At 56.1% G+C, this 17,680-nt stretch carries 17 protein-coding genes and 1 tRNA gene; 8 read left to right on the top strand and 10 right to left on the bottom strand.

The features are described from left to right. Window positions 1–61: 61 nt before the first annotated feature. The 4 genes from BM029_RS00420 to BM029_RS00405 form a co-directional block, all read right to left on the bottom strand. Window positions 62–1,465, bottom strand: coding sequence for a 4Fe-4S binding protein (locus BM029_RS00420; RefSeq protein ID WP_092431613.1), 1,404 nt, complete (start codon window positions 1,463–1,465; stop codon window positions 62–64). 4 nt (window positions 1,466–1,469) lie between these two features. Next, complete coding sequence (locus tag BM029_RS00415; RefSeq protein ID WP_092431611.1) at window positions 1,470–2,300, bottom strand: FTR1 family iron permease; 831 nt, start codon at window positions 2,298–2,300, stop codon at window positions 1,470–1,472. A 127-nt stretch (window positions 2,301–2,427) separates the two neighbouring features. Then, window positions 2,428–2,748, bottom strand: a complete 321-nt coding sequence (locus BM029_RS00410) for a cupredoxin domain-containing protein (protein ID WP_092432011.1) — start codon at window positions 2,746–2,748, stop codon at window positions 2,428–2,430. A 60-nt stretch (window positions 2,749–2,808) separates the two neighbouring features. Next, window positions 2,809–3,351, bottom strand: a complete 543-nt coding sequence (locus tag BM029_RS00405) for an iron transporter (protein ID WP_092431609.1) — start codon at window positions 3,349–3,351, stop codon at window positions 2,809–2,811. A gap of 300 nt (window positions 3,352–3,651) precedes the next feature. On the opposite strand from BM029_RS00405, the gene BM029_RS00400 reads away from it, so the two are divergent. Further along, a tRNA-Arg gene (locus BM029_RS00400) sits at window positions 3,652–3,728 on the top strand. A 230-nt stretch (window positions 3,729–3,958) separates the two neighbouring features. On the opposite strand, the gene BM029_RS00395 is transcribed toward BM029_RS00400, so the two are convergent. Continuing rightward, window positions 3,959–4,246 (bottom strand): hypothetical protein, encoded by a 288-nt coding sequence (locus BM029_RS00395; RefSeq protein WP_139217162.1) that lies wholly within the window; start codon window positions 4,244–4,246, stop codon window positions 3,959–3,961. Between the two features lie 172 nt (window positions 4,247–4,418). On the opposite strand from BM029_RS00395, the gene ompR reads away from it, so the two are divergent. Together ompR and BM029_RS00385 are read left to right on the top strand one after the other, a co-directional pair. Next, the gene (gene ompR, locus BM029_RS00390) at window positions 4,419–5,174 is read left to right on the top strand and encodes an osmolarity response regulator transcription factor OmpR (RefSeq protein ID WP_092432010.1); all 756 of its coding nucleotides are present in this window, start codon (window positions 4,419–4,421) and stop codon (window positions 5,172–5,174) included. A gap of 51 nt (window positions 5,175–5,225) precedes the next feature. Then, window positions 5,226–6,566: a sensor histidine kinase gene (locus tag BM029_RS00385; RefSeq protein WP_092431605.1), complete on the top strand. Its 1,341-nt coding sequence runs from the start codon at window positions 5,226–5,228 to the stop codon at window positions 6,564–6,566. A 127-nt stretch (window positions 6,567–6,693) separates the two neighbouring features. Here BM029_RS00385 and ispF read toward each other — a convergent pair whose 3' ends face one another. Beyond that, window positions 6,694–7,182 (bottom strand): 2-C-methyl-D-erythritol 2,4-cyclodiphosphate synthase, encoded by a 489-nt coding sequence (gene ispF / locus BM029_RS00380; RefSeq protein WP_092431603.1) that lies wholly within the window; start codon window positions 7,180–7,182, stop codon window positions 6,694–6,696. 34 nt (window positions 7,183–7,216) lie between these two features. Further along, a complete protein-coding gene (ispD, locus tag BM029_RS00375) occupies window positions 7,217–7,915 on the bottom strand; it encodes a 2-C-methyl-D-erythritol 4-phosphate cytidylyltransferase (RefSeq protein WP_092431601.1) in 699 nt (232 codons plus the stop codon). Between the two features lie 305 nt (window positions 7,916–8,220). Between ispD and mfd the strand changes: the two genes are divergently transcribed. From mfd to BM029_RS00350, 5 genes are read left to right on the top strand one after another with little or no spacing between them, the layout of a single operon-like run. Continuing rightward, window positions 8,221–11,661 (top strand): transcription-repair coupling factor, encoded by a 3,441-nt coding sequence (mfd, locus tag BM029_RS00370; RefSeq protein WP_092431600.1) that lies wholly within the window; start codon window positions 8,221–8,223, stop codon window positions 11,659–11,661. Between the two features lie 45 nt (window positions 11,662–11,706). Further along, complete coding sequence (gene serB, locus BM029_RS00365) at window positions 11,707–12,567, top strand: phosphoserine phosphatase SerB (RefSeq protein ID WP_092431598.1); 861 nt, start codon at window positions 11,707–11,709, stop codon at window positions 12,565–12,567. Between the two features lie 46 nt (window positions 12,568–12,613). After that, window positions 12,614–12,976: a DUF4870 family protein gene (locus BM029_RS00360; protein ID WP_092431597.1), complete on the top strand. Its 363-nt coding sequence runs from the start codon at window positions 12,614–12,616 to the stop codon at window positions 12,974–12,976. 17 nt (window positions 12,977–12,993) lie between these two features. After that, window positions 12,994–13,494, top strand: coding sequence for a GNAT family N-acetyltransferase (locus BM029_RS00355; protein WP_092431595.1), 501 nt, complete (start codon window positions 12,994–12,996; stop codon window positions 13,492–13,494). 3 nt (window positions 13,495–13,497) lie between these two features. After that, the gene (locus BM029_RS00350; RefSeq protein ID WP_092431590.1) at window positions 13,498–14,265 is read left to right on the top strand and encodes an SAM-dependent methyltransferase; all 768 of its coding nucleotides are present in this window, start codon (window positions 13,498–13,500) and stop codon (window positions 14,263–14,265) included. 308 nt (window positions 14,266–14,573) lie between these two features. On the opposite strand, the gene BM029_RS00345 is transcribed toward BM029_RS00350, so the two are convergent. Genes BM029_RS00345 through rimO form a run of 3 tightly spaced genes read right to left on the bottom strand, consistent with a single transcriptional unit; the run spans window position 14,574 to window position 17,643 of the window. Further along, entirely contained in the window at window positions 14,574–15,737 is a 1,164-nt protein-coding gene (locus BM029_RS00345) for a cystathionine beta-lyase (protein ID WP_092431587.1), read from the bottom strand. 32 nt (window positions 15,738–15,769) lie between these two features. After that, the gene (locus BM029_RS00340) at window positions 15,770–16,252 is read right to left on the bottom strand and encodes a hypothetical protein (RefSeq protein WP_139217160.1); all 483 of its coding nucleotides are present in this window, start codon (window positions 16,250–16,252) and stop codon (window positions 15,770–15,772) included. Beyond that, the gene (rimO, locus tag BM029_RS00335) at window positions 16,249–17,643 is read right to left on the bottom strand and encodes a 30S ribosomal protein S12 methylthiotransferase RimO (protein ID WP_092431578.1); all 1,395 of its coding nucleotides are present in this window, start codon (window positions 17,641–17,643) and stop codon (window positions 16,249–16,251) included. Before rimO ends, BM029_RS00340 begins: the two co-directional genes overlap by 4 nt. Between the last annotated feature and the right edge of the window lie 37 nt (window positions 17,644–17,680).

The following is a 17,680-nucleotide window of genomic DNA, read 5'->3' as shown; positions in this document are numbered from 1 at the left end:
TTACGCACTAAAACCCAAGCATCGAAGAATTGTTGGGTTATGTTTCAAAAACGATGGGATTTCACCACAACCAGAACATCAGCAACCAGGCAAAATTGACCAGGGCCAGACCGGCAATCACCGGCACCATGCTCACCAAACGGCGCGCAGACGATGTTGCATAGCGGCCGGTCACGCGCCAGGCCAGCCAGACGCTCCACAAACTGGTGCCAATCAGGAGGATGGCGCGCAAGTCGTTCGCCCAGAAAATCGGCAGATGCTCGCCGCGCAATAAACTGACGGTGGTAGCAGACAAGCCGACAAACACACCGCAGCCGGCCAACGGGATCGTGGCTTGCACCAGATGATTGAAACGCTTGCGATCCCAGTCGCCAAGCACACGGCTGCCCAGGGCGAACAACAATGTCAGGGCAGTACCCAGCACCAGGCCGGTGGTGAGGATATAGGCGATCACCAGGCCGCCGTCGAGCCAGCTGAACACGTCGTTCTGCGCCGGATAATTGGTAAACACCCACCACGGAGCATGTGTATCGAAGGGCCACATGATGTCGCGGTCGATCAGCCAGGTAGCGATGGCTTGCTTGACCTGCACAAACCAGGGGCTGGCCGACCAGTGGAACGCGCCAATCGCAATCCCCATCAGGCCATACAGCGCCAAGGCGCTTTCCCACAAACTGTTTTGCTGTTCGCCGTGCTCGACGATTTCTTCGGTCGGCGCGCGCCAGGTCAGTTCAATCGCATCGCGATGACCGCTGCAGCGGCCGCACATATGGCAATCGGCAGCGCCTTTCATGGCCCGCAACGGCACCAGCGGCGCACAATTGACAGGAATCACCGTGCGGCCTTGCGTGTGGCTGTGGGTGCCATATGAAGCACGCCAGGCGGTTTCATTGACTTTGTAATGGAACGGCGCCAGTTTCGCCAGCAACCCGAAGACACCGTTCACTGGGCACAGGTATTTGCACCAGACGCGCTTGTCGCGACCGTACAGATAACCGACGATGATGGCGCCGGCGGTAGATCCGCCCAGCACCAGCAGCACCGCTTTAGGATATTGATAGACGCTCACCATCTGGCCGTAGATGGTGGTCAGCGCAAATGCCACGAACGGCCAGCCGCCCCAACGCATCCAGTGCGGGATTGCCTTGCCGCGGCCATGACGGCTGGCGAACTCGGTCAGCGCGCCTTCCGGACACAGGACGCCGCACCAGACGCGGCCCATCAACACCATGCTGATCAGCACGAACGGCCACCAGATGCCCCAGAATGCAAACTGGGCGATCAAGGTCAGATTGGACCAGATATGCGCGGTCTCGTCCGGCAGCGGCAAAAAGATCGGCACCAGGATCAGCAAGCCGTAGACCAGCACAATCCCCCACTGCACCCAGCGAATAAGTTTCGCATGGTCCCGCATCCAGTCAGCCACGCGGGAAAGTCTTGTTTGGGGAGTTGCACAAGTATTCATCAGATTATTTAGCTAGGGTTGCCTGCGGCCTGGCTCGCTTGAGGAATAACAAAACGCACACCCAATATCCCACATACACCAGCAAGCTCATCAGCGCCGGTTGCGCGCGATAGCCGGTCAACGTGGAAACCAGGTTACCAAAGGAAGTCGTGTCGTCGAGCAAGCGTGAACTATCCCATATCGGATCGACCAGCGTCGGAATAATATCCAGCGACATCAATCGTTCGATACCGGTCAGTAGCAAACCCGCGGCGAGGAACAGCAAGATAATTTCAGTTACCTGAAAGAAGCGGCGCCAGGAGAAAATTTTACCACCGAGCTGCAACAGATAGAAAGTCAGGAACGCCAGCGCAAAACCGAGTACCGCAGCCAGCACCATGGCTCCAGCGCTTTCACCGTGTTGCGCCAGACCCAGCCCGTAAAGAAATATCACGGTTTCGCTGCCCTCGCGCGCAATCGCCAATGCCGCCAGCGCAAATACGCCCCACCAGTTGGCGTTTTGCAGATTCGCGCTGAGCGAGGTTTCCATTTCGCGCTTGAGTGTGCGGCCATGCTTGCGCATCCAGAACACCATTTGCACTATCAATATGGCGGCCAATATCACCATGACGATCTGAAAGTAATCCTGGGCATCGCCGGAAAGCAGCTCGCTGAAACCCAGCAACGCCGCACCGAGGCCAACCGCGCCGAAAATGCCGACGCCGACACCGCTCCACAGATAAGGCAGACCGTGGCGCGCAGCTTCGCCGCCATTTTTCAGCCACGCATGCAAAATACCGACTACCAGCAACGCCTCAACGCTTTCGCGCCAGACGATGAACAATACCTGACCCATCACTTATCTCCAGTCAATTGCGGGTGGAGCAATGCGCCATGCCATGGCGACTCTGCGCTCCCGTCCCGCAACAAAAAACGACTATCTCTAAAATACTGCACGGCTCTCTCTATATATAGAGAGCGATTTACTTGGCGACGATCACACCCTGCGCCTGCGTATGAAAATCATCGAAAAATTTGTACTCGCCCGGCTGCAGCGGTGCAATCACCACAAAAGACTGCGCGCCTGGCGCCAGCACCTTTTCCTTGCGCAGCTGGACGCTTTCAAATTCCGCGGCCGACTGGCCGAGATTATGAATCTCGATTTTTATTTTCTGGCCGGCAGGAACCGCTATCCGCGCCGGATTCAAAACGCCATCCTTCATTTCCAGCTTGAAGGTCGGCAAATCGGCGGCCGCCGAAACCGCCGCTATCGCCAGCAGGCTGATACCGACCAGGCAGCGCATCTTGCCTGACGCCATAACGGTGCTCTCCGATAAGAATCTCATGGCAGATTTCATAGTGAATTAATACCCGCCCTTTTTACCGACGCCAGCGAACGTGAATTCGTTGACCACCGTGAACGGCTTGAACCAGGCGCCGACGCCGGTTTCCTTATCTACGTGGCGGCCGAAATGCGCACCGGCGTTGGCTGACGGCGGGGAAATAATCATCTTCAATGTATATTTGCCCGGCCCTGCCAGTTTGACGTTATCGCCATAGTGCGGACCGTCGCTAGCCACCATCGGCATCATGTCGCCCTTGATTACCTGGGACGAACCGGCTTTTGTGAATTCATAAGAGATGACCAGGTTCGGCATCCAGTCGCCTTCTGCAAAGCCGTTCGGATTGTCTTTCACTGCACGAATGTCAGCCTCGACATGGATATCCGACAGCTCCGCCTTGCGCATCATGCCTTCCGGCTCCATTTTGATCGGCTGTAAGTAAACAGCTGCAATCTCCAGGCCGTTCATGATTTGCTGTTTGCCGATCGGGTATTCAGCCGCCGAAGCGGTACCTGCAAGACCAATCGAAACAAGCACAGCCGCCGTAAGCAATTTCACATTCATGTCATCAACCTTTCTCAATCTGCCAATTACAAATGATAATGATTATTGTTTAATTATAACATCCGATGAAATTCGCGGCGACCTGGCACAGGAAATTGGAAAGATTAAAATCGCGGACACAAAAATAGAATGAAATTGGAAAAAAAGCTTCCCAATGCGCAATGTCTGTGGCATAGTAACGGACTTGGTTGAGAGCAAGCAGAAAAAGTGTTTTACCTCTGTAAGCGAGAAGAAATATTAAGTTTTTTAAATATTTTCCTCTTCCAAAATTAACAAAGCTAATATATAATTTTGTTTTTCGCGGCTGTAGCTCAGCTGGATAGAGTACTTGGCTACGAACCAAGGGGTCGTGGGTTCGATTCCTGCCAGCCGCACCAGTATTACGAGGGGTTGCAAGAGAAATCTTGCAACCCCTTTCTGGTTTACGTCACCTGTTTTTACCTCCCTGCCAAAGCCGGATCTTCCACCACACCATCTGCGCAGAACACAGCATCCCCAATTCGTTTTTTCAAATGCAGCGCCCAATAAAAAACCGGTGATCTTCATCACCGGTTCGGTTCGCTATGCCATATGAATTGGCATCTTCAATCTTTTCTGGTTTTCAGCATCAGCGGCGTTGCGGATAAATATCGCGGCCAGCCCTGTCGATTTGCTGACGCAATGCGCGCCGGTCGTCCGGTGACATCCTGCCACGCCCACCTTCATTAGGATCAGATTCCCGCCCGCGATTTTGCCATTGCGGCTCCGGCGCCTGGCCGCGTTGCGGCTCATACTGGGATGGCGGCGGCGCGCGGCGCTCTCCGCGATCATCCTGCGCCCGGTCGGAACGTGCAGAGGCGCTCATCATTGCCGATAGCAACAACAAACAAACACTGATTTTCCGAAACATCTTCATATATGGACTTCTTCTGTGAATTCTGGATAACGGTTAAGATTTAATCGCCACAAATTGAGTGTAAGCTCCTCTATTAATTGGCATAAGACGTTTTTAGTAAAGTGTGTAACACTTTGTAATCCATAAGCATTTACTGTACTTTTGATGCGCACTCTGACGTTACCATATGACCATGAATACGATCAACACCCAAAACCAAACGAACACAACCCACCAACATAAAATCCTGGTGGTCGACGACGACATTCGATTGCGCGATCTGCTGCGACGCTATCTGACGGAGCAAGGCTTCCAGGTGGTCACGGCGGAGAACGCCCAGGCGATGAACAAGTTGTGGATTCGCGAACGCTACGACTTGCTGGTGCTTGACCTGATGCTGCCGGGCGAAGACGGCCTGGCGATCTGCCGCCGTTTGCGCGGCGCCGGCGACCAGACGCCGATCATCATGCTGACCGCCAAAGGCGAGGATGTGGATCGCATCGTCGGACTTGAAATGGGCGCCGACGATTATCTGCCGAAGCCATTCAATCCACGCGAACTGGTAGCGCGCATCGGCGCCGTGCTGCGACGCAAAGGTCCGGATGAATTACCGGGCGCACCGTCGGAGACACCGCAGTCTTTCGAATTCGGCGAATTCGTACTGGATCTCGGCACACGCACATTGAAAAAAAATGGCGAGTCGATCCCGCTCACCACCGGCGAATTCTCGGTACTCAAGGTATTTGCGCGGCACGCACGACAACCGCTGTCCCGCGAAAAATTGATGGAACTGGCGCGCGGACGCGAGTACGAAGTATTCGACCGCAGCCTGGACGTCCAGATTTCACGCCTGCGCAAGCTGATCGAGCCCGATCCGGCCAGCCCGCTCTACATACAAACCGTATGGGGCCTCGGCTACGTCTTCATTCCTGAAGGCCAGCCGCGTTGATGTCAGTGTGCACGGCATTCCCACTCAGCAACGCTCGTATCAAACGGCCGCATGGTAACGACTAACCGGTTGGCCTGGCTGAAAAGCGGTCTGCTCTGGCGGACCTTTTTCATGCTCGCCTTTCTGATCACGGTCAGCATGGTGACATGGGTCGCCAGCTTCAGGATCGTTGAACGGGGTCCGCGCGCGCAACAGATCGCAGCGCAAATCATCTCTATCGTCACCATTACCCGGGCCGCCCTCACCCATTCCGCGCCGGACTTGCGCAGCGAGCTATTGTTCGACCTGGCCAGCAATGAAGGCATCCGGATCTACCCGCTGGAAGACACCGACAAAATCGATCCGCCACCCGATAATGCGCTGATGCCTGACCTCGAGAGAGAAGTCCGGGCGCGCCTTGGCAACCAAACCCGGTTTTCATCCAAGGTCAATGATATCGATGGCTTCTGGATCAGCTTCAAGATCGATAGCGACGAATACTGGCTGATGCTCGACAGCGAGCGGCTTGACCGCACTTCCGGCATTCAATGGTTGCAATGGGCCAGCGTTGCACTGGTACTGTCGCTATTGGGGGCGATGTTTATTTCCACCCTGATTAACCAGCCCCTATCGCGCCTTACCGCAGCTACACGCGCGGTGGCCAAAGGCATACGGCCCGAACCGCTGCCCGAAACCGGGCCGACCGAAATTGAAGAAGCCAATCGCAGCTTTAACCAGATGGTCAATGATTTGCAGCGTATCGAATCTGATCGCGCGATCATCCTGGCCGGCATTTCGCACGATTTGCGCACGCCGCTGGCGCGTATGCTGCTGGAAGTGGAAATGGCAAACCTGTCCGATGACGCGCGCACCGGCATGCAATCCGACCTGGCGCAGATGGACGGCATCATCGGCCAGTTCCTGAACTATGCGAAGCCGACGGATACCAGCAGTTTCGAGAGAATCAACCTCAGCGAACTGATCGATAACGTGGCGCAAACGGCGACACGCCAGACCGATGTCCGGATTCAATCCAGCGTCACGCCTAATGTCCATGTCTTCGGCAACGAAACCGAACTCAGGCGCGTATTGGAAAATCTGCTGGAAAATTCCCGCCGCTACGGAAAAAAAGACGGCGACGACCACGTCGAGATCGACATCAGCTGCCATATCCGTCAGGACAAAGTCATCGTGAATATTGCCGATCACGGCGCTGGCGTGCCGGACAGCGAGATCGACCGCCTGCTGCGGCCGTTCACGCGACTCGATGTCGCGCGGGGACAAGCCAACGGTTCAGGCCTGGGCTTGGCGATCGTCAGCCGGATTGTCAAGCAGCACGGCGGTAAATTGCGTGTCAGCAACCGCGAAGGCGGTGGCCTGGCAACCCAGATCGAACTACAGCTAAAAACCTGACACGGGTTTCGTAGGGTGGGCATGAATGCCCACGCGTGACCGCGATAACCGCAGTACGGACCCTCCCGGCATGGAAACACGTATGTGCGTATTGTGAGTTCAGCGTGGGCACAAAAGCGTGCCCACCCTACAAAGGGAACAGCAAAGCTACCGCCTCCGCTGCGATCCCCTCTTCCCGGCCCAGATACCCGAGTTTTTCATTGGTTTTTGCCTTCACATTGACCTGATTCACGGCAATCCCGCAATCGGCGGCAATCTGTGCCACCATCAATGGAATATGCGGCGCCATCTTCGGCGCTTGCGCAATGATGGTGGAATCTATATTGCCGACAGCGTAACCGGCCGCACCGATCAGCCTGACCGCTTCGCGCAGCAATTTGCGTGAATCGGCGCCAGCAAACTGCGCATCGGTATCCGAAAAATGACGACCTATATCACCCAAGGCTGCTGCGCCAAACAGTGCGTCGATAATCGCATGTAGCAGCACGTCGGCGTCGGAATGTCCCAGCAAGCCGGTTTTATGCGGAATCGTCACACCGCCGATAATCAATGGCCGGCCGGCCTGCAAGACATGGCAATCGTAGCCCTGGCCGATGCGAAATCCTGGGTTGTTCATGCGTGCTCCTTTGAATACAGTGCAGTTAATGATTTCACGACTTTTCCTTTAAAAACATCTCTGCCAACGCCACATCGTGCGGCAGGGTCACTTTGAAATTACGCGGGCTACCTTCAACCAGGCGCGGCTGCAAGCCCAGCAATTCAACCGCACCGGCCTCATCGGTGACTGCGTCGGCCAACCTCAATGCCCGCAATAGCAGGCTATAGCGAAACATTTGCGGCGTCTGAGCTGCCCACAATGCGGTGCGCTCCACAGTTTGCTCCACGCGTGTTTGCTGATCGCTGCGCTTCAGGGTGTCGACCACCGGTAGCGCCAGCAAACCGCCCACAGGGTCATCTTGCAGCGTCTCAATCAGATGTTCGATCAAGCCACCAGTCAGGCCGGGCCGAGCGGCATCATGCACCAGCATCCAGTCGTCATCGCCAACCAATGGCCGAATCGCCTGCAGACCGTTCAATACCGATTCCCGACGGCTGGGGCCGCCGTCAAACAGTACACTGACCCGTCCCTGCAAATGCGGCGCGGCAGCCATCAGTTCGCCTATATAGCCGTCGTCGGCACTGACCACCACAAAAACATGGCTGATTACGCTGGCCGCGGCAAAAGTCGTCAAGACATGCGTCAACATCGGCCGGCCGGCCAGCGGCATATACTGTTTGGGGATATCAGCACCAAGGCGGGCGCCGATGCCGGCAGCAGGAATCAGGGCAAAATAGCGTGAAGAATTCATGCGCAATGGGCTCGTTGGAAATTCTGAGGAAATGTCATCAATACATAGCAAAATGACGGTAAAAAAATGGCTGCATGCTTGAGAGAATATTAGCTAAACCATGTCCTGAGCCGTAAGAATCGGCATTTATGCCCGTGGTTTATAATGCGGCTCTGAATTTTAACTGTCAAATCAGGCGTATTGCGGCTTTTTTTGACCATAGCCGTGCTTGTATCGTTGTTTGCGTCATCGTTTGTGTCGCGTTGTATGTCATCTCGTATGTCATCTTGTATGTTGCGTTTGTATGTTACGTTTAACAGGCCCTAATGTCCTTTGATCTAGAAAAATTGCTGCCTAAACCGGCTGCCCGTTTCGTGCTGCCGGCTTTGCACGGCTCAGCCGATGCCTTCGCATTGGCGCAAGCTGCGCTGGCGCTCAAGTCGCAACAACGGATGCTGGTGGTAGTAGTGGCCGACGCCACCGATGGACAGCGGCTGCGTACGGAAATCCCCTGGTTTCAAACCACTGGCGACGAGTCTAACGGCCTGCGCTGCCATTTGCTGCCGGACTGGGAAACCCTGCCCTACGATGCCTTCTCGCCGCACCAGGACCTGGTATCGGAGCGACTGGCGACCTTGTATGAGGTCCAGAGCGGCCAATGCGACGTGCTGCTGGTGCCGGCCACCACCGCCCTGGTCAGAATGGCGCCACCGTCCTTCCTGGCGGGTTACACCTTCTTTTTCAAGCAGGGCGAGACGCTGGATGAAGCGCGCCTGAAATCGCAGCTGACGCTGGCGGGTTACAGCCACGTCAACCAGGTCATGTCACCCGGCGAATATTCGGTGCGTGGCGGCTTGATCGATATTTTCCCGATGGGCTCGGTGTTACCGTACCGGCTGGACTTGTTCGGCGACGCCATCGAAACCATACGCACCTTCGACGCCGACACCCAGCGCTCGCTGTATCCGGTCAAGGAAGTACGGCTATTGCCGGGCCGCGAATTCCCGATGGACGAGGCGGCACGCTCGGCGTTCCGTAGCCGCTGGCGTGAAGTATTCGAAGGCGATCCGTCGCGTTCGGCGATATACAAGGACATCGGCAATGGCATCGCCTCGGCCGGTATCGAATATTACCTGCCGCTGTTTTTTGAAGACACGGCGACCTTGTTCGACTATCTGCCGGCCGATGCGACGTTTGCCCTGGTCGGCGATATCGACGGCGCCATCCAGCGCTTCTGGAATGATACCCAGTCGCGCTACAAATTCCTGAAGTCGGATCGAGAACGCCCTTTGCTGGCGCCGGAAGCCTTGTTCCTGACCGGCGAGAATTTCTTCAGCCTGACCAAGCCTTACGGCCGCTGGGTGATTCAGCAGAGCGATGCGGCCTCCGAATTATCTGCGCCGATTCCCAATATCGCGGTCAATCGCCGTATCGACGATCCGTTGACCAATCTGCGCGCCTATCTGCTGCAAAGCGACCGCCGCGTGATGATCTGCGCCGAATCGAATGGCCGCCGCGAAACCTTGCAGCAGTATTTCAACGAATACGATTTACCATTGGCGCTGTGCGATGGTTATGCCGATTTCGCCACTTCTGCCCATAAGCTGATGCTGGGCGTGGCGCCCTTGCACGCAGGCTTTGAATTGCCGCAGTTTATCTTCGTCACGGAAACCGAACTGTACGCCGGCTCCGGTCGCCGCATCGGCAAGAAGAAACAGGAAGGCGCGACCCAGGTCGAATCGATGGTGCGCGACCTGTCCGAACTCAAGATCGGCGATCCGGTGGTGCATATCAATCACGGTATCGGCCGTTACATGGGCTTGCTCAGCATGGATCTGGGCGAAGGCGAGACCGAATTCCTGCATCTGGAATACGCCAAGGACACCAAGTTATACGTGCCGGTATCGCAACTGCATGTGATTTCGCGTTATTCCGGCGCCTCGCCCGAAGATGCGCCGCTGCATGCGCTCGGTTCCGGGCAGTGGGAAAAAGCCAAGCGCAAAGCCGCGCAACAGGTACGCGACACCGCCGCAGAGTTATTGAATTTGTATGCGCGGCGCGCCTTGCGCCAAGGGCATGCGTTCGAATATTCAGCGCACGATTACGAGGCTTTCTCTGAAAGTTTCGGCTTTGAAGAAACGGTCGACCAGGCTGCGGCGATCAATGCCGTGATCCAGGACATGACCAGCGGCAAGCCGATGGACCGTTTGATTTGCGGCGATGTCGGCTTCGGCAAGACCGAGGTCGCGTTGCGCGCGGCGTTTGTCGCCGTGCTCGGCGGCAAACAGGTCGCGATCCTGGCGCCGACTACTTTGTTGGCGGAACAGCACGCGCAAACCTTCGCCGACCGCTTTGCCGACTGGCCGGTAAAAATCGCCGAACTGTCGCGTTTCCGCTCCGGCAAGGAAGTCACGCAAGCGATCAAAGGCATGGCCGACGGCACACTGGATATAGTAATCGGCACCCACAAATTATTATCCGACGACATCAAGTTCTCACGCCTCGGACTGGTGATCATCGATGAAGAGCACCGGTTTGGCGTGCGGCAGAAAGAAGCGCTGAAGGCGTTGCGGGCCGAAGTCGACGTCTTGACGCTGACCGCCACGCCGATCCCGCGTACGTTGGGGATGGCGCTGGAAGGCTTGCGTGAGTTCTCCATCATCGCCACCGCGCCGCAAAAACGCCTGGCCATCAAGACTTTCGTCCGCAGCGAAGGCGAATCGACCATTCGCGAAGCCTGTTTGCGCGAATTGAAGCGCGGCGGCCAGGTCTACTTCCTGCATAACGAAGTCGATACCATCCAGAACCGCAAGGCGATGCTGGAAGAGCTGTTGCCGGAAGCGCGCATCGCCATCGCCCACGGCCAGATGCACGAACGCGACCTGGAAAAAGTGATGCGCGATTTCGTTGCCCAGCGCTTTAACATCCTGCTGTGTACGACCATTATCGAAACCGGTATCGACGTTCCAACTGCCAACACCATCATCATGCATCGCGCCGACAAGTTCGGCCTGGCCCAGCTGCATCAGTTGCGCGGCCGGGTTGGCCGTTCGCATCACCAGGCCTATGCTTACCTGCTGGTGCATGACGTCCAGGGCTTGACCAAACTGGCGCAGCGCCGGCTGGATGCAATCCAGCAGATGGAAGAACTCGGCAGCGGCTTCTACCTGGCCATGCACGACCTGGAAATCCGCGGCGCCGGTGAGGTGCTGGGTGAAAACCAGTCCGGAGAAATGCAAGAGATCGGCTTCCAGCTGTATTCCGACATGCTCAACGAAGCCGTGCGTTCATTGAAGAACGGCAAGGAGCCGGATCTGGCGGCGCCGCTGTCGACCACCACCGAAATCAATTTGCACGTGCCGGCCTTGCTGCCCGCGGACTATTGCGGCGACGTGCACGAACGGTTATCGATCTACAAGCGGTTGGCCAATTGCAACGCGCAAGACAAGATCGACGACCTGCAGGAGGAATTGATCGATCGTTTCGGCAAGTTGCCGGATCCGGCTAAAGCCCTGATCGAAACCCATCGCCTGCGGATTGCCGCCAAATCGATAGGCATCGTCAAGATCGACGCCCACACCGACTCCGCCCTGCTGCAGTTCATACCGAATCCGCCGATCGACGCCATGCGCATCATCGAACTGATTCAAAAAAACCGCCATATCAAGCTCAACGGCCAGGACAAGTTGCGGATCACAGTCAACATGCCCGACCTGGCGGCGCGCCTGACGCAGGTCAAGGCCACCATCAAGGCCCTGGCGGGATAGCATCGTTATTCAATTATTTAAATTTTCATAAAGCCATACAGACACATGAACCTCATCTTGCAAAGCCTGAGCGCAGAACGCAACGCCATTGACCGTATCGCCAACCTGGCTGACGTTACCGCCACAGATATAAGCAGCGGCGGCCGCCATGCATGGCGTTGTGACGACGTCGCGTATTCTGAAGGCTTGAAGGCGCTGATTGACACTGCCTGCTACGGCGTCGGGATCGACTGCGCCTGGCTGCCATCGGCACCTGAACCGGGCGCGAAACTAGGTGATTTCAAGTTGCTGGCAATGGACATGGACTCGACATTGATCACCATCGAATGCATCGATGAAATCGCCGACATGCAAGGTTTGAAGCCGCAAGTCTCGGCAATTACCGAAGCAGCGATGCGTGGCGAAATCGAGTTCAACGAAAGCCTGACCCGACGCGTGGCCTTGCTCAAAGGCCTGGATGCTTCGGCGTTGCAACGGGTGTTTGACGAACGGCTGCAACTATCGCCGGGGGCAGAAAACATGCTGGCCGCAGTCAAGGCTGCCGGCATCAAGACCTTGCTGGTTTCCGGCGGCTTCACCTTCTTTACCGATCGCATGAAAGCCGCCCTGGAACTCGATTACGCCCATTCCAACGTACTTGAAATCGTCGATGGCAAACTGACTGGCAAAGTAGTCGGCGGCATCGTCAACGCCGAGGAAAAGAAACTGACTGTCGAGCGCGTCTGCGCCGAGCTGAATATCGCCCCAAGCCAGGCCATCGTCATGGGCGACGGCGCCAACGACCTCAACATGATGAAGATTGCCGGCCTGTCGGTAGCCTTCCGCGCCAAACCGGTGGTGCGGGCGCAAGCCAGCGTGGCCTTGAATTTTGTCGGTTTAGATGGCATCTTGCCTATATTGGCTTGATTGCTGTTGAAATAAGCGCCCCCTTAACAAAATGCAAAGGATAGTCATGGCACAAGAATTGGTTTTCGATAGCAAATTGCACTCCGAGAAGAATCTTGCCTGGTGGCTTTATCTCTTTCACGCCGCCAGCCTGGTGCTGTCTCTCGGGGCATTTTCCTGGATCCCTCTGATCATCAATTACGTCAAACGCTCGGATGCGGCGGACACTTTCGTATATAGCCATCACAATTGGCAAATTCGGTCATTCTGGTGGTATCTGTTGTGGATGTTCGTCGGTGGCGTCCTGTTCCTGACGGTGATCGGCATCCCGCTGGCTTTCGCCGTGTGGGGTATTGCGTGGCTATGGAAAGCCTATCGCCTGATCAAGGGCCTGGTAGATTTGAACGACAACAAGGCGATGCCGGCTTGAGTTCAGCTGTCAGAATCATGTCTGAGCATGACATTCCTGCCGTGATGCGCATCCAGGCGGAATGTTATCCCTCGCTCATGCAAGAGTCGGAAGCCGTGTTCCGCGCCCGCCTCGACCTGACACCAGCCACTTGCTGGGTATGGTCGACGCAGGAACACGATCCGGCTGCGTATCTGTTCAGTTATCCTTCGAATAAAGATGTGGTCACGGCGCTGGACCAGCCGTTCAAGATTGCAGCAACGCCGAATTGCCTGTACCTGCACGACCTGGCGGTAGCGCCAGACGCGCGGGGCCGGCAAGCAGGTAATGTTCTGGTGGCGGCTGCGTTGAAACACGCGCGCGAATCTGGCATGCGCTGGAGTGCGCTGGTATCGGTACAGCAGTCGCAAAAATTTTGGGGCGCGCTGGGCTATTCAGCGGTAGATGTAACGCACTCCCCGGCCAGGGAAAATCTCGCCAGTTATCAAGTATCGGCCAGCCAGGAAAGTGCCATCTATATGTTGCAATGCCTGGGCTGACGCATGTCCACTTCCTCGCAAGATCAATTCAAATACACGACTATCGCGCATAGCGACCATCGCTATTGCTGCCCTCTTTCGCCTGCTAAAGCCAGCACGCTATTAGCTGCGTTGCAGCTGACGCCCGACGCCTTGGTGCTGGATGCCGGATGCGGTAAAGCCGCACTGCTGCGTGATCTGTTGCAATCGGCGCCGGCCTCGGTCCGTGGCGTCGGCGTGGATATCAATACGCGGTTCCTTACCGAAGCATCAAATGCATGGGCCAGTAGCAATCCGGGCGACGACCGCCTGACCCTTGTCGAAAGCCAGGTAGAGCACCATCCGCCGCCGGCAACCGGTTACGACGCCATTCTTTGCATTGGATCGAGCCACGTATTCGGCGGCTTTGATCGCTCTCTCGCCACCTGCTGGCAATGGCTCAAACCCGGCGGCTTACTTCTGACTGGCGAAGGTTATTGGAAACAATCTCCGTCAGAGCAGTACCTCGCCATGCTCGGCGCAACGCGTGATGAACTCACCAGTCACGAGCAGAACGTTAGCCGTGCGCTGGCAAATGGCTACAAGTTGCTGACATCAGCGGTGAGTAGCGACGATGAATGGGATCAGTATGAAGGCATGTACTACCGGGCAATGATGCGCCATGTAGCAACGCACCCGGAGGACCCGGATGCGGTAGTCTTTAGCGAACGAGCCCAGCGCTGGTACGACAGCTATCTGGAGTCAGGCAAAGCTACGCTCGGATTTGGCTACTACCTGCTTGAAAAAAATTGAAGAACTCGTAGGATGGGCAAGGCAGAATAGTAACGCCCGCTTTTTTGAATGGTTTTTACAGTCTATGCGACAAGCAGCACGAACTAACCGGGGTCAGAGTGAACTTTCGGGATGCCCCACCGCCGAAACTTCACTCTGACCCCGCTTAGTGGACCACGGAGCAGAAGTGGTAAAACGCAAAGAAACAAAGCGCCGATAAGTGAACTACCTTACTCCGTACCCGTGATGTGGGGTCAGAGTCAAGTTTCGCGATAAAGCCTGCGAAAGTTGACTGACCTCAGATCACTATGTCGTCGATGCGCAACTGTCTACATAACAGCAAAAGCTTGCTCGATATCGGCAATCAAATCCTGCGGATCTTCCAGGCCGATATTGAAACGTACCAATACACCCTGGTCCTGCCAATTTTTCCGCATGCCCTGGATCCGGTAAGGAACACAAAGGCTGTTTGCACCACCCCAGCTATAGCCGATCTTGAATAATTTCAGGCTATCGACGAAACGGTCAGTCTGCTCTTCTGCATAACGCGCATCGAACAGCACCGAGAACAAACCACCCGCTCCGGTAAAGTCGCGCTTCCAGGTTTCATGCCCGGGGCAATCCGCAAAAGCCGGATGCAACACCTTGCTAATCTGTGGCTGCTGCTTCAACCAGGCAGCGACTGTACGTGCCGCTGCATCGTGCGCTTCAAAACGCAGCTTCATGGTTGGCAGGCTGCGCAACACCAGATAGGCATCGTCCATGCCGACCCCGAAACCCAGCCGCATGTGCGCGGTCTGCAAGCGTTGATTCAGCGTGGCATCCCGGGTAATCACGGCGCCCATCAGCACATCCGATCCGCCCGACTGGTACTTGGTCAATGCTTGCATCACGATATCGACGCCAAGATCGAACGCGCGCAAAGCCAGGCCGGCAGACCAGGTATTGTCGATTGCCACCAGCGCGCCTTTGGCATGCGCAGCGGCACAAATAGCAGGAAGATCCGGTACTTCCATCGATACCGAACCCGGCGCTTCGGTCCAGATCAAGCGTGTATTCGGCTGGATCAGATCTGTAATGCCGGCGCCGATCAAAGGATCGTAATAACGGGCCGTAATGCCGAAATCATTGGCCAGCCAGTTGTTCAGATCGCGATTCGGGTTATATACGTTGTCTGGCAGCAGCACATCGTCACCGCTCTTTAGCAGGGCCAGATCAATCATTGTGATCGCCGCCAGGCCACTCGGTGCGAGCAGGCAATGCTGGCCGCCTTCGATTTCAGCCAGGCGCGCTTCCAATGTGAATGAGGTTGGCGTGCCGTGCAGGCCGTAGGTATAACTGCTCTTTTCCTGCCAGTCACGGGCGCGCATCGCAGCGACATTCTTGAACAGCACCGTGGAAGCGTGATGAATCGCCACCGGGAAAGCATCAAAACCTGCGGGAGCGCTATATTCGCTGTGCATCAATGCGGTTTGAGGGTTCTTTTTTGCCATGTTCAATAGTAAGCAAGTTAAACGAGCAGGATTTACTTAGCCGATTTGGCGGTCAGGACAGTCAACACAAAGGGTTTAGTCACCGCGTCGTCGGTGGTGGACCAGGTGCCGCTGAAGGTATTACCGACCAGCTGCCCAGCCCACTCGCCGGAGACATCTTTGCCATTGATGGATTCTTCCATGATGACATCGGTGTTTTCCGATTCGCCGGCCAGCAGGATTTTGGCGGATTGACCGTCAATCGTATAAGTACCCTGAATACCCTCGGTCGGATCCGGCTTCAATTGCAAATGCATTTCGATCTGCACATCGCCCAGCTTGCCACGTAAGGTCAGCGGCTTGGCGAACAAATTCTGCCCTGCCGTTGCCGCTATCGGGGCAGTGGCGACATCGGTGGCGACCTTAGTACCAACCTCAGTGCCAACATTAACATTGCCCGCAAATACCGGAGCGGAAGCAAACCCAAGCACCAACATCAGCGCCGTAGCAAACTTCCCTGCCTCCCCTGACATCATGCAGCGGCCCACAAATCATGTGCGTCGGAGGCAGTGATGGTGACATCGACAAACTCGCCAACCACCAGTTTCTTGTGCGGCTCATACGGCGGCTTGACATAGACCACGCCATCGATTTCCGGCGCATCGGCGCTGGAACGGCCGACACCGCCATTGCGATCGACTTCATCGATCAGCACGCGCATGGTCTTGCCGACTTTGGCTTGCAGGCGCTTCTTGGAAATTTCTTCTTGCAGCTGCATCACACGACCGCGGCGCTCTTCGCGCAGTTCTTCCGGAACCGGATTATCCAGCGCATTGGCGGTCGCACCTTCTACCGGCGAGTAGGCGAAACAGCCGAGGCGGTCGATTTCCGCTTCTTTAAGGAAGTCCAGCAGGTATTCGAACTCTGCATCGGTTTCGCCCGGGAAGCCGGCGATGAAGGTTGAGCGAATCGTCAGGTCCGGACACATTGCGCGCCAGGCTTGAATCCGCTCGATATTTTTTTCGCCGCTGGCCGGACGCTTCATGCGTTTCAACACATCGGGATGGGCATGTTGCAGCGGTACGTCCAGATATGGCAACACCTTGCCTTCCGCCATCAGCGGAATGATCTGGTCGACGTGCGGGTAAGGATATACATAGTGCAGACGCACCCAGGCGCCGTATTGCGCAGCCAGTTCGCCCAGCGCGGTAACCAGCTGCGTCATATGCGTCTTGACCGGCTTGCCGTTCCAGAAACCCATGCGGAACTTGACGTCGACGCCGTAGGCGCTGGTGTCTTGCGAAATCACCAGCAACTCTTTGACGCCGGCCTTGAACAGGTTTTCGGCTTCCAGCATGATATCGGCGATCGGCCGCGACACCAGGTCGCCGCGCATCGATGGAATGATGCAAAAACTGCAACGATGATTGCAGCCTTCCGAAATTTTCAGGTAGGCGAAATGCTTGGGTGTCAGCTTGATGCCTTGCGGCGGCAGCAGATCGAGGAACGGCGCATGTGGCTTAGGCAGATGCTTATGCACCGCAAACATGACTTCACCGACCGCATGCGGACCGGTGACTTCCAATACCTTTGGATGGATCTTCTGGATGATATCGTCGCCGTCAGCATCCTTTTTGGCACCCAGGCAGCCTGTCACAATGACTTTGCCGTTTTCACTCAGGGCTTCGCCGATGGCGTCCAGCGACTCTTGCACCGCAGCGTCGATAAAGCCGCAAGTGTTGACAATCACCAGATCGGCGCCTTCATACGACTTGGCAGTTTCATAACCTTCCGCGCGCAACTGGGTCAGGATCTGTTCTGAGTCGACTAGTGCCTTAGGGCAACCAAGGGACACGAAACCTACTTTGGGGGCGGCGGCTCGTGCGGTGGCTGGTGCAGCAGGCGCTGCGGGAATAACATTGGACATGATGACAGGAGGTAGGGTCAAAGCAAAGTCGCTATTG

This window comes from Collimonas sp. OK607 (assembly GCF_900111995.1).
Taxonomy (GTDB): Bacteria; Pseudomonadota; Gammaproteobacteria; order Burkholderiales; family Burkholderiaceae_D; genus Collimonas.
Note: the sequence above shows the minus strand (reverse complement) of the source record. Positions and strands in the feature narration are given on the sequence as shown.